Genomic DNA, 12428 nt, shown 5'->3' with positions numbered 1-12428 from the left:
GGCGCCAGGCTGTAGGGAAGGCGGGACCTTGAGCGGGAGAGACCGGGTGCAGCCACAGGACGCGGGCGGAGAGGGGCGGCGGGCGCATGTCGCCTTCGTGGTCACCGAGGACTGGTTCTTCGCCTCGCACTTCCTGCCGATGGCCCGTGCGGCGGTGGCCGCCGGCCACGCCGTCTCGGTCGTCACCCGGGTGCGGGCGCACCGCGACGTCATCGCCGCCACCGGCGCCCGGGTGGTGGCGCTCGAGGCCGAGCGGTCGAGCCTCAACCCGATGGCGGCGGGCTACGCCGCCGGCCAGCTCGCCGCGATCCTGAAGGCGCTCAAGGCCGACGTCGTCCACTGCATCGCCCTGCGGGGCATCCTGGTCGGGGGCACGGCAGCGACGCTCGCCAGCATCCCGTCGCGGGTCTACGCGCTGACCGGCCTCGGGCTGATCGGCGCCCGGCAGGACCGGACGGGGCGCCTCGCCCGCACCGCCCTGCGCCTTCTGATCCGCGGCCCCCTCGAGACCGCCCGCACCCGTTACCTGTTCGAGAATCCGGACGACGCGACGCTGCTCGGCCTCGACCCGGAGAGCCCGCGCGTCGCGGTCGTCGGCGGTGCCGGCATCGACCCGGAGGCGTGGATCCCGCAGCCCCTGCCACCGCAGCCGCCTCTGCGGATCGCGCTCACCGCCCGGATGCTGTGGTCGAAGGGGATCGATACGGCCGTGAAGGCGGCCCATCTCGCGCGGGCCGAGGGCGCGAACCTCGAACTCGCCCTCCACGGCGCCCCCGATCCCTCGAACCGCCGCGCCATTCCCGAGGCGACCCTGCGCGAGTGGTCGCGCGACGGCGTCGTCTGGCACGGCCCCACCGACGATGTGGCCGGAGCCCTGGCCCAGGCCCACGTCGCCTGCCTGCCCTCCCGCGGCGGGGAGGGCTTGCCGCGGGCGTTGCTGGAGGCGGCGGCGAGCGGACGGGCGGCTCTCACCACCGACGTGCCGGGCTGCCGGACCCTGGTGCGGGACGGGATCGAGGGTCTGATCGTGCCGCCGGACGATCCCGCCGCGCTCGCCGCCGCGATGGCGCGGCTCGCCGTCGACCCCGCCCTCGTTGCCCGGATGGGGGCGGCGGCCCGCGCCCGGATCATCACCGGCGGCTTCACCGAGGCCGCGGTGACGGCCCGCGTGCTGCGGCTCTACGCGGAGCTCGCCTGATGGAGCCGGTCGCCTTCATCCGCGCCCACACGGCGCTCCGTCCCGTGCCGCACGCCCCGGCGATCCGCCTGCACGTCGCCGACGAGGCGACGGAATTGTGGGGCCGCACCGAGGAGGAGCTGGGCGAGATCGGCCTTCCGCCGCCGTTCTGGGCCTTTGCCTGGGCCGGCGGCCAAGCGCTCGCCGCCTACGTGCTGGAGCATCCCGAGACGGTGGCGGGCGCCCGGGTGCTCGACTTCGCCTCCGGCTCCGGCCTCGTCGCCATCGCGGCCGCCATGGCGGGGGCGGCCTCGGTCGAGGCGAGCGACCTCGATCCCTTCGCGCTGGCGGCGATCGGCCTCAACGCGGCCGAGAACGGCGTTGCCGAGCGCATCACCGCGAAAGGGGCCGACCTGATCGGCCGCGACGAGGGCTGGGACTGCGTGCTCGCCGCCGACATCTTCTACGAGCGCGACCTCGCCGCCCGGGTCGGCGACTGGCTGGCCGGCCTGCATGCCCGCGGCGCCCGGGTGCTGCTGGGCGATCCGGGCCGGGCCTACCTGCCGAAGGACCGGCTGGAGACCTTGGCGACCTACGAGGTGCCGGTGACCCGGGCGCTGGAGGATGCCGAGATCAAGCGGACGGGGGTGTGGCGGTTTCGGGGGTGAGGTCTCCTCCCCCGGCATTGCGAGCCGAATTCGAAACCCCCTGCGTCATCCCGGGGCCGCGAAGGCGGAGCCCCGGGATGACGGTGAGGATATGTGCGCAACTGGATCGATCCCAGGACTCAATTAAACCGCTGATCAATGCGCGCCCTGCTGCTGCTTGGCCCGCGCCACGATCTGCGTCGGGTTGACGAACCTGAGCGCGATCACCAGCCAGATCAGCGTCACCGCCATGTAGACCACCGCCATCGCGTCGATCGACTGCCCGGCGCGCACGCCGGCGGCGAAGACCGCGTAATAGAGCGCCACCACCAGGGTCTGGCTCGTCGGCCCGGCGACCAGGAAGGTCAATTCGAACATCGCGATGGTGCGCACCAGCACCAGGAGCAGGGCGGCCAGGATGCCGGGGATGAGGAGCGGCAGCAGGATCCGCAGGAAGAGCTGGCGGGTGCCGGCGCCGAAGACCCGGGCCGCCGCCTCGATGCGCGGGTCGATCTGCTCGATGAACGGGATCATCACCAGCACCACGAAGGGCACGCTCGGCACCAGGTTGGCCAGCACCACGCCCCACAGCGTGCCGGCGAGGCCCGCCTGGTAGAGCACGGTGGCGAGCGGGATGCCGTAGGTGATCGGCGGCACCAGGAGCGGCAGCAGGAAGACCAGCATCACCAGCCGCTTGCCCGGAAAGTCGCGGCGCGCCAGCGCGTAGGCCGCCGTGACCCCGAGGAGCCCGGAGACCAGCACCACCAGGAACACCACCTGGAGCGTCACGACCAGCACCTCGCCGAGCTGGAACTCGTCCCAGGACGCGGCGTACCAGCGGGTGGTGAAGCCGAGCGGCAGCCAGGTGCCGAGCCAGCGCGTGGCGAAGGAGTTGAGCACCACCGCGGCGATCATCGCCAGGAGGTTGAGGCAGAACAGCAGCGTGACGGACCAGACCGCCATCCGCCACAGGCGCGAGCCGAGGCCGGTGTCGCGGATCATCCCTTGGTGCCTCCGACCGGGCCGGTATAGAGGAGCGTGCGGCCCCAGAGCAGCAGCCCCACGATGGCGAGCTGGACCGCCCCCATGATCATCGCGATCGCCGAGGCCAGCGAGTAATCGTATTCCTCGAACGCCGCCTGGTAGGCCGCGATCGAGATCACCCGCGTGGCGCCCGCCGGCGCCCCGAGCAGCACCGCGGAGGGGAAGACCGAGAAGGCCTGGACGAAGGACAGGCAGAAGGTCACGGCGAGGCCCGGCAGGATCAGCGGCAGGATGACCTTCGTGAAGCGCTGCCAGGCATTGGCCCCATGGGTCGCCGCCGCCTGCTCCAGGGCCGGATCGATGCCGGTGACCGAGGAGAGCGTCAGCAGGAACGCGAACGGGAAGCCGGTGATGAGGAGCGAGGCGAACACGCCCCAGTAGTTGTTCGTGAGCTTGAGCGGGCTCCCGATCACCCCGAGCCAGACGAGAGAGCGGTTGAACCAGCCCTGCGGCCCGAGGAAGTTGAGCAGGCCTTCCGCCACCAGCACCGTGCCGAGCGTGATCGGCAGGACCAGGATCGTGGTCAGCAGGCGCTGGCGGCGCATCAGCCGCACCCTGAGGGCAATGGGCACCGCCAGCGCGAGGTTGAGCACCGTGACGGGGAGCGCCAGGCGCAAGGTCGCCGCGACGGTGTCGTAGAGGAACGGGTCGGAGAAGAAGCGGGCGTAGTTCGCCCACCAGGCGCCGGCCTTCGGCTGCAGCGACAGCACCAGGCCATAGGCGAAGGGATAGACGAACAGGCCGAGGATCGCGAAGAGAGCGGGCAGCACGAGGAGCGTGGTGCCATCGAGGCCGCTGGCGGCCAGCCGCACCGCGAGCGGCGGCGTCTCGGCCCGGGGTGCGGCCGTGGGGAGCGAGGCCGAGGTCACGCCGCCTCCCCGGGGAAGACCAGGACCCGCGGCGAGGCGGCGGCGAGGCGCACCGTCTCGTCCTGCGCCACTGCCCGGTCGGAGCGGAAGAACAGCTCGGTCCCGTCCTGCGCCACGGCGGTGCCGAAGAAGGCCCGGCCGCGATACTCGACGCTGGCGACCCGGGCCGGTACGCCGTCCGTCGCGGGCGTCAGGTCTTCCGGGCGGATCGCCGCGACGGCCGGCGCACCGGGACTCAGGGTCTCCCGCAGGGTGCCGGCGAGGCGGGTGCCGCAGATCTCGACCTCGGCCCGCGCGCCGTCCACGGCGACCGCCCGGCCGCGCAGGCGATTGCGAAAGCCCATGAAGTCGGCGACGTCCGGATGGGCCGGGCGCTCGTAGAGGTCCTCCGGCGTGCCGACCTGGCGGATGCGCCCGTCGCGCATCACCACGATCCGGTCGGCCATCGACAGGGCCTCGTCCTGGTCGTGCGTGACGTAGATCGTCGTCGAGCCGATGGTGTCGTGGATGCGGCGGATCTCGGCCCGCATCTCGAGGCGCAGCTTGGCGTCGAGGTTCGACAGGGGCTCGTCCATCAGCACCACCGGCGGCTCGATCACGATCGCCCGCGCGATGGCGACGCGCTGCTGCTGGCCGCCGGACATCTGGCCCGGGAGCTTCGCGGCCTGGGATTGCAGCCGCACCAGCGCCAGCGCGTCGTCGACCCGGCGCGCGGCCTCCTGGCCCCTCACACCCCGCATGGCGAGGCCGAAGCCGACGTTCTTCGCCACGTTCATGTGCGGGAACAGCGCGTAGCTCTGAAACACCATGCCGAAGCCGCGCTCCTCGGGCTTCAGCCGGTCGATGCGGCGCTCGCCGAGATGGATCGACCCGCCGGTGAGCGGCAGCAGTCCGGCGATGCAGTTGAGCGCCGTCGACTTGCCGCAGCCGGACGGGCCCAGGAGGGCGATGAACTCGCCCCCCCGGATCGTCAGGTCGAGCCCGTCGAGGGCGGTCATCGCGCCGAACCGGCGGCTCAGGCCGCTCAGGCGCAGATCCTGCGGCGCCTCGTGGTGGCGTGCCATCGGTGTCCTCTCCCCGCCTCTTCCGGGCCGCCGGCGCAGTGCTACCGCTTCTTGCCGGAGCCGACCTGCTCGTCCCAGCGCCGGAAGGCCACCACCAGCTTGTCGGGGTCCAGCGGCATCTCGATCGGATGCTCGGCGATCATCCGGTCGTATTCCGGCCGGCCGAACTCCTTCAGCGCCGCGCGGCTCTCCGGCGGGGCCATGTCGAGGGTGACGCCCTTCACGGCGGGGCCGGGATAGAAATAGCCCTCGTCGTAGGTATAGGCCTGCTGCGCCGGCTGGAGCAGGAAGGCCATCAGGTCGAGGATGACCGCGAGCTTCTCGTCGGGCACGCCCTTCGGCACTGCCATGTAATGGGCGTCCGCGACCCAGCGGAAATCCTTGAGCGTGCCGACCTTGGCCTCGGCCGGGACGACGCCGAGGACCCGCGGGTTGATGTCCCAGCCGGTGGTCGAGACGATGATGTCGCGGCTGCCCTCGCCCAGCTCCTTCATCGTCTGCGACGTGCCGCCCGGATAGTAGTCGACGGTCTCGCCGATCGCCCGCAGGTACTCCCAGGTCTTGTCCCAGCCCTTGTCGGGGTCGGTCGGATCCTTGTCGCCGAGGATGTAGGGCAGGCCCATGATCCAGGTGCGGCCGGGGCCGGAATTGGCCGGGCGGGCATACATGAACTTGCCCTTGTTCTGGCGCGCCCAGGCCAGGAGCTCCTCCGCCGTGGTCGGCACGGTCTTCACGCGCTCGGGCATGTACTCGATCAGCGGCCCGGACGGGTACCAGGCGACGCACAGGCCCTGGTCCTGGGCCAGGCCGTTCAGGCGCAACGCGGCGGGCTGGTAGATGTCGGCGGGTTTCGGCAGCTGGCCGGCATGGGGCTTGAGGTCGACCCAGAGCTTCTGCTCGATGCCGGCGGCGATGCCGTCGGTGCCGGTGAGCACGAGGTCGATGTCGACCCGGCCGGCGGCCTGCTGCGCCTTGAGCTTCGAGGGCAGTTCCGGCGCCGGCGCCTTGGTGAAGGCGAAGCGCGAGACGATGCCGGGCCGGGCCCGCCGATAGGCCTCGATCGCCTTCTGGGTGAGCGCCAGGTTGCCCGCCACATCGACCACGGTGACGACGACGGGCGATTTCGGCAGGGCCAGCTCGGCCCGGGCGCGGGCGCTGAGGACGAGTCCCGCCCCGGCCGCGAGACCCGCGACCGCCTTGCGGCGTGTGATCGTCATGTTTCCCCCGTTTCGCGAGTGGGCTCTGCCGGCCCTCGATCGGCACGGATGACTCCGTGCTTTCCATCCATTGGTGCACTAATATTTTAGCACGTCAAGTCTGACGGAAGGAAAGGCTGGTCGGCACGCACGCATCCGGACCCTCCCCCGTTCTGCGGGGGAGGGTTCGGGCGCAAGCGCCTCAGGTATACATCGCCTTGAGGTCCAGCGTGCTCTCGCGCCCGACCGCGTCGTAGTTCTGCTCGAGCCACGCCTTGGCCGCATCCCGCCCCGCATCGCGCAGTTCAAGGAAGAACGGCCATTGCGCCCGCAGGCGCGAGGAGGCCGAGGCGTCGTCGAGCGCGCCGCCGCTGCCGTCGATGCGGTGGAGCAGCACCTGCTTGTAGGCGTTCGAGCGCCCGAGCACGCCGTCGTCGATCAGGTCGTCGACGAAGTCGATCGCCCGCAATTCGCGCAGCAGGTTGGCGTTGAAGGTGATCTCGTTGAGGCGGTCGCGGATCTCGGCCGGGCTGCGGGGCGTCTCGCGGCGCTCGACCGGGTTGATCTGGACGAGCAGGATGTCGCGGGAGCGGGCCCCGTGATAGAGGGGATAGAGCGGCGGGTTGCCGAGATAGCCGCCGTCCCAGTGCGGGACGCCGTCGATCTCCACCGCCTGGAACACCGTCGGCAGGCAGGCCGACGCCATCAGGTGATCGACCGTGAGGTCCGGCCGCTCGAACACCGCCATCTTGCCGGTCCAGACATTGGTGGCCGAGATGTACAGGTCGGCCGGCCCGTCCCGCCGCACGGCCTCGAAATCGACCGTGTCGGCGAGCGCCCGCTTCAGCGGGTTGATGTTGAGCGGATTGGACGTATAGGGGCTGGCGACGGCGTTCCAGAACGCCCCGACCGGGGTCTTCTTCCAGAAGCTCATCACCCCGTCGACGAAGCTCTGCTGCGCCTGCGGCAGGTCGGCGTCGAGGCTGATCTCGCGCCAGAACGCCTCCAGGCGCTCGCGCGCGCCGTCGGGGCCGCCGCGCAGCCAGCCATCGACCATCACGACGGCGTTCATGGCGCCGGCGCTCGCCCCGGTGATCGCCTCGAAGGCGAGGCGGCCATCCTCGATCAGGGCGTCGAGCACGCCCCAGGTGAAGGCGCCGTGGGCGCCCCCGCCCTGGAGCGCCAGCGCGATCGGCTTCTCGGCCCGGGGGCCGACGAGGCCGCGGCCGAGCGGGCCGGAAGCCGCCTGGAGCGGACCGGAAGCCGCGAGGCCGGCGGTGTCGTGAGCCGCGTCGGGGACTTTCGCCCCGCGGGACTCCGCATGGTGGGGTAAGGTCGTGTCCGTCATGCTTCGGGATGTGGTGTGTTGCGCTGCGAAAGCAAATGGTGCGCCGCAACGTCGCGCCGGGATGGCCCGGCGTCACGTGCTTGACGCGTGCGGTCGGCACAATCAGCTAAGACGGTGATCCGGGCCGGGAATGCCCGGCAGGGGTTCCCGAAGCGCGGTGCTCTCCGGAAGGGGGGGTGGCAAGGATGTCGCAGCATTCCGGTCAGCAGGGCGGGATCGGCCGTTTCAGGCCGTCGATCGCGCCCGCTTGTCTCGCGGAACGAAGCGATTTCCACCGCGCCCGGAAATGCTCTAGACGGTTGTCACGCCGCGACTGAAGCGACCCCGAGACTCTAGCGAACGACCCCCGAAGGTATCCGATGGAAGCCATGGAAGCCCTCGCCGCGACCGCCCCGGCGGACGCCGCTCCCGAGATCGCCGGCCCGAGCCCCCGGCACCGCACCGTCGGCGTCCGGATCGGCGAGGGCGAGGGCGCGGTGGTGATGGGCGGCGGCGCCCCGATCGTCGTGCAGTCGATGACCAACACCGACACGGCAGACATCGACGCCACGGTGGCGCAGGTCGCGGCCCTCGCGCGGGCCGGCTCCGAGGTCGTGCGCATCACCGTCGACCGCGACGAGGCGGCCACGGCTGTGCCGAAGATCCGCGAGCGGCTCGACCGCATCGGCGTCAACGTGCCCCTCGTCGGCGACTTCCACTATATCGGCCACAAGCTCCTGACCGACCATCCGGCCTGCGCCGAGGCGCTCGCCAAGTACCGGATCAACCCGGGCAATGTCGGCTTCAAGGAGAAGAAGGACCTGCAGTTCGGCACCATCGTCGAGCTGGCCGCCCGCTACGGCAAGGCCGTGCGGATCGGCGCCAACTGGGGCTCGCTCGACGAGGCGCTCCTCACCCACATGATGGACGAGAACGCCAATTCGCCCCGTCCCCGCGACGCCCGCGCCGTCATGCGCGAGGCGATGGTGCAGTCCGCCCTCCTCTCCGCCGACCGGGCGGTGGAGATCGGCCTGCCGAAGGACCGCATCGTGCTCTCGGCCAAGGTCTCGGCAGTGCAGGACCTGATCGCGGTCTACCGCGAGGTGGCGCGGCGCTCGGACTACGCCATCCATCTCGGCCTGACCGAGGCCGGCATGGGCACGAAGGGCATCGTGGCGGCCTCCGCGGCGATCGGCGTGCTGCTCCAGGAGGGCATCGGCGACACGATCCGCTACTCCCTGACCCCGGAGCCGGGCGGCGACCGCACCGTCGAGGTGAAGGTGGCGCAGGAACTCCTCCAGACGATGGGCTTCCGCACCTTCGTGCCGCTCGTCGCCGCCTGCCCGGGCTGCGGCCGCACCACCTCGACGGTGTTCCAGGAGCTGGCCCGCGACATCCAGAACTGGATCACCACCTCGATGCCCGAGTGGCGCAAGACCTATCCGGGGGTCGAGGGGCTGAACGTCGCCGTGATGGGCTGCATCGTCAACGGACCGGGCGAGTCGAAGCACGCCGATATCGGCATCTCGCTGCCGGGCACCGGCGAGACCCCGACCGCGCCGGTCTTCATCGACGGCAAGAAGGCGATGACCCTGCGCGGCCCGACGCTGGCCAAGGACTTCGAGGGCATCGTCATCGACTACATCGAGCGCCGCTTCGGCCAGGGACGCCGCAGCGCCGCCGAGTGAGACCTGAGAGCGGGTTGAAGGCCGGCTGAGGGGGCAGGCGCGCGCCGCCTTGCGCCCCCCCGGACCCGTGCTACAATCCTGCCACAATCGGGCCCGGCGGACGCGCCGGGCCGAGAAGGATTCGAGCCCGCCACCCGGCCCATCAGCGCGCTTGGCGGCAATCCCGGCCGCCCGCGGGCGCATTCCCGAACAGACATGACACAGTCAGCCGCATCGACGGGGGGACCCGTCGCGCCACCCGAATCCCTCACGCCGCCGAGCGGCGGCCCGCCGACCCCGGCCGGCAGCGTCGACGAGGCCGAGGGCCACGGCCACGCCAAGGCGAGCTTCTGGACCCTGTTCCTCGGCTCCGTCGGCGTCGTCTACGGCGATATCGGCACGAGCCCGCTCTACGCCTTCCGCGAGGCCCTGGGGCCCGGCCGGGCCGACGGCGTGCTGACCGGCGAGGAGGTGCTCGGCACCGTCTCGCTGCTGCTCTGGGCGCTCGTGCTCATCGTCACCATCAAGTACGTCATCCTGCTCCTGCAGATGGACAACAAGGGCGAGGGCGGCATCCTCTCGCTGATGGCGCTCGCCCGCAAGGCGCTCGGCGGCTCGCACATCGTGTTCATGCTGGGCCTGTTCGGCGCCGCCCTGTTCTACGGCGACGCGATCATCACCCCGGCGATCTCGGTCCTGTCGGCGGTGGAGGGCCTGAAGCTCGTCACCCCTGCCCTCGAGCACTACGTCCTGCCGATCACCATCGCGATCATCCTGCCGCTGTTCCTGGTCCAGAGCCGGGGCACCGCCCGGATGGCGACGTTCTTCGGCCCGATCATGCTGGTGTGGTTCTCGGTGTTGATGCTCGCGGCCCTGCCGCACATCGCCCGCACGCCGCAGGTCCTGTGGGCGCTCAATCCCTGGCACGCGGTCCATTACCTGCTCGGCCACGGCACCGGGGCCCTGGTGGCCCTCGGTGCGGTGTTCCTGGCGGTGACCGGGGCCGAGGCCCTGTTCGCCGATCTCGGCCATTTCGGCCGCCGGCCGATCCAGACCGCCTGGATCGCCCTGGTCGGCCCGGCCCTCGCCGTCAACTATCTCGGGCAGGCCGCGCTGGTGCTGGCCAATCCCGACACGACCGACCCGTTCTACCAGCTCGTCCCCGAATGGGGCCTGCTGCCGATGGTGCTGCTCGCCACCGCGGCGACCGTCATCGCCAGCCAGGCGGTGATCACGGGCGCCTTCTCGCTCTCGCGCCAGGCGGTGCAGCTGGGTCTCCTGCCGCGGCTCGAGATCCGCCACACCTCGGAGGCGCATTCGGGCCAGATCTACCTGCCGCAGATCAACACGCTGCTGATGTTGGGCGTGGTGGTCCTGGTGGTGCTGTTCCGCTCCTCCAGCGCGCTCGCCTCGGCCTACGGCATCGCCGTCACCGGCACGATGCTGATCACCGCCGGTCTCGCCTTCCTGGTGCTGTGGCGGGTGTGGAAGTGGTCGCCCCTGGCCGCCGGCGCCACGATGGTGCCGTTCATCGCCGTCGAACTGCTGTTCCTGGTCTCGAACCTGCTCAAGGTGTTCGAGGGCGGCTACATGCCGCTGCTGCTGGCCGGCTGCCTCGTCGTGCTGATGTGGACCTGGGTGCGCGGCGTCACGATCCTGTTCAACAAGACCCGCAAGACCGACGTGCCGCTGACCGAGCTCGTCGCGATGCTGGAGAAGAGCCCGCCGCACCATGTCCGCGGCACCGCGGTGTTCCTCACCAGCGATCCCGAGACCGCCCCGGCGGCGCTCCTGCACAACCTCAAGCACAACAAGGTTCTGCACGAGAAGAACGTCGTGCTCACGGTCAAGACCATCGACCTGCCGCGCCTCAACGATTCCGACCGGGTCCGGATCGAGCCGATGGGGCCGCATTTCTGGAAGGTCGTGATGAAGTTCGGCTACATGGAATCGCCGAACATCCCGAAGGGCCTGGCGCTCCTGCGCAAGCAGGGCTTCAAGTTCGACATCATGGCGACGTCGTTCTTCCTGTCGCGGCGCTCGATCCGCCCGGCGGCGCAGTCCGGCATGCCGCTGTGGCAGGACCGGGTGTTCATCACGCTCGCCCGCAACGCCAACGACGCGACGGACTTCTTCCAGATCCCGACCGGCCGCGTGGTCGAGGTCGGCACGCAGGTCACGGTCTAGATGGGCGCCCTCGACGGCAGGCGGATCCTCCTCGTCATCGGGGGCGGCATCGCGGCCTACAAGTCGCTCGACCTGATCCGGCGCCTGCGCGAGCGCGGCGCCGCGGTGCGCTGCGTGCTGACGAAGGGCGCGCAGGAATTCGTGACGCCGCTCGCCGCCGCCTCCCTGTCCGGCCAGCGCGCCCATACCGACCTGTTCGACCGGGCGGACGAGGCCGATATCGGCCACATCAAGCTCGCGCGGGACGCCGACGCCGTGGTGGTGGCCCCGGCCACCGCCAACACGCTCGCCCGCATGGCCGGCGGCCACGCGCCGGACCTCGCCTCGACGGTGCTCCTCGCCACCACCCTGCCGATCCTGATCGCCCCGGCGATGAACGTGCGGATGTGGTTGCACCCGGCGACCCAGCGCAACCTCGCCCTGCTCAAGGGCGACGGCGTCCACGTGGTGGGGCCGAATGTGGGCCGGATGGCCGAGGCCGAGACCGGGCCCGGCCGGATGGCCGAGCCCGACGAGATCGCCGACGCGGTGGAAGCCCTGCTGGCGGGGCAGGAGGGTGAAGCGCGCAGAGGGGCGAAGCCTCTCGCCGGCCGCCACCTCCTCGTCACCTCGGGGCCGACCCACGAGCCGATCGACCCGGTGCGCTACCTCGCCAACCGCTCGTCCGGCAAGCAGGGCCACGCCATCGCGGCGGCCGCCGCCGCGGCCGGCGCCCGGGTGACCCTGGTCTCGGGCCCCGTGACCCTCGCCGATCCCCCCGGCGTGACGGTGGTGCGGATCGAGACCGCCCGCGAGATGCTGGCGGCGGTCGAGGCGGCATTGCCCGCCGACATCGCGGTCTTCGCCGCGGCCGTCGCCGACTGGCGCCCGGCCAGCTTCGGCGACGAGAAGATCAAGAAGGGACCGGAGGGCCCCCCTCCCCTCACGCTCACCGAGAATCCCGACATCCTGGCGACGATCGCCCGGCGGACAGAGGGGCGCCCGCCCCTGGTGGTGGGCTTCGCCGCCGAGACCACCGACGTGATCGCCCATGCCCGGGCCAAGATCGCCCGAAAGGGCTGCGACCTGATCGTCGCCAACGACGTCTCGGCCGCAACTGGCGTGATGGGTGGCGACCGCAACGCGGTCCACCTGATCGGCCGCGACGGCAGCCTCGAGACCTGGCCGGTCCTGGCCAAGGACGAGGTCGCGCGCCGCCTCGTCGCGCGGCTGGCCGAGCTGGCGCTCTCCCCCTGAGGCAAGATACCGCC

Annotated in this window: 10 protein-coding genes; 5 read left to right on the top strand and 5 right to left on the bottom strand. The window is 71.3% G+C overall.

What is annotated here, in order from left to right; translation table 11 throughout:
* Positions 1-46: 46 nt before the first annotated feature.
* Both DA075_RS25535 and DA075_RS25530 read left to right on the top strand, forming a co-directional pair.
* Positions 47-1198 carry a glycosyltransferase gene (locus DA075_RS25535; RefSeq protein WP_099955615.1) on the top strand — a complete coding sequence of 384 codons (1152 nt, stop codon included), beginning with the start codon at positions 47-49 and terminating at the stop codon, positions 1196-1198.
* Positions 1198-1845 carry a class I SAM-dependent methyltransferase gene (locus DA075_RS25530; protein ID WP_099955614.1) on the top strand — a complete coding sequence of 216 codons (648 nt, stop codon included), beginning with the start codon at positions 1198-1200 and terminating at the stop codon, positions 1843-1845. Before DA075_RS25535 ends, DA075_RS25530 begins: the two co-directional genes overlap by 1 nt.
* A gap of 135 nt (positions 1846-1980) precedes the next feature.
* On the opposite strand, the gene DA075_RS25525 is transcribed toward DA075_RS25530, so the two are convergent.
* The 5 genes from DA075_RS25525 to DA075_RS25505 form a co-directional block, all read right to left on the bottom strand.
* Positions 1981-2826 (bottom strand): ABC transporter permease, encoded by an 846-nt coding sequence (locus tag DA075_RS25525; protein ID WP_099955613.1) that lies wholly within the window; start codon positions 2824-2826, stop codon positions 1981-1983.
* Entirely contained in the window at positions 2823-3737 is a 915-nt protein-coding gene (locus DA075_RS25520; RefSeq protein WP_232387160.1) for an ABC transporter permease, read from the bottom strand. The genes DA075_RS25525 and DA075_RS25520 overlap by 4 nt, the downstream gene beginning before the upstream one ends.
* Positions 3734-4801, bottom strand: coding sequence for an ABC transporter ATP-binding protein (locus DA075_RS25515; RefSeq protein WP_099955612.1), 1068 nt, complete (start codon positions 4799-4801; stop codon positions 3734-3736). The genes DA075_RS25520 and DA075_RS25515 overlap by 4 nt, the downstream gene beginning before the upstream one ends.
* A gap of 41 nt (positions 4802-4842) precedes the next feature.
* Positions 4843-6018 carry an ABC transporter substrate-binding protein gene (locus DA075_RS25510; RefSeq protein ID WP_099955611.1) on the bottom strand — a complete coding sequence of 392 codons (1176 nt, stop codon included), beginning with the start codon at positions 6016-6018 and terminating at the stop codon, positions 4843-4845.
* A gap of 181 nt (positions 6019-6199) precedes the next feature.
* On the bottom strand, positions 6200-7345 hold the full coding sequence (locus tag DA075_RS25505; protein WP_099955610.1) for a patatin-like phospholipase family protein: 1146 nt from the start codon (positions 7343-7345) through the stop codon (positions 6200-6202).
* Between the two features lie 359 nt (positions 7346-7704).
* On the opposite strand from DA075_RS25505, the gene ispG reads away from it, so the two are divergent.
* The 3 genes from ispG (at position 7705) to coaBC (ending at position 12414) form a co-directional block, all read left to right on the top strand.
* Positions 7705-9012: a flavodoxin-dependent (E)-4-hydroxy-3-methylbut-2-enyl-diphosphate synthase gene (ispG, locus tag DA075_RS25500; protein WP_099955609.1), complete on the top strand. Its 1308-nt coding sequence runs from the start codon at positions 7705-7707 to the stop codon at positions 9010-9012.
* Positions 9013-9207: 195 nt separating this feature from the next.
* Positions 9208-11178, top strand: a complete 1971-nt coding sequence (locus tag DA075_RS25495; RefSeq protein ID WP_099955608.1) for a potassium transporter Kup — start codon at positions 9208-9210, stop codon at positions 11176-11178.
* Positions 11179-12414 carry a bifunctional phosphopantothenoylcysteine decarboxylase/phosphopantothenate--cysteine ligase CoaBC gene (gene coaBC / locus DA075_RS25490; protein ID WP_099955607.1) on the top strand — a complete coding sequence of 412 codons (1236 nt, stop codon included), beginning with the start codon at positions 11179-11181 and terminating at the stop codon, positions 12412-12414. It begins immediately after the preceding gene.
* The last annotated feature ends 14 nt before the right edge of the window (positions 12415-12428 follow it).

Source organism: Methylobacterium currus, from assembly GCF_003058325.1.
In the GTDB taxonomy this organism is placed as follows: Bacteria; Pseudomonadota; Alphaproteobacteria; order Rhizobiales; family Beijerinckiaceae; genus Methylobacterium; species Methylobacterium currus.
Note: the sequence above shows the minus strand (reverse complement) of the source record. Positions and strands in the feature narration are given on the sequence as shown.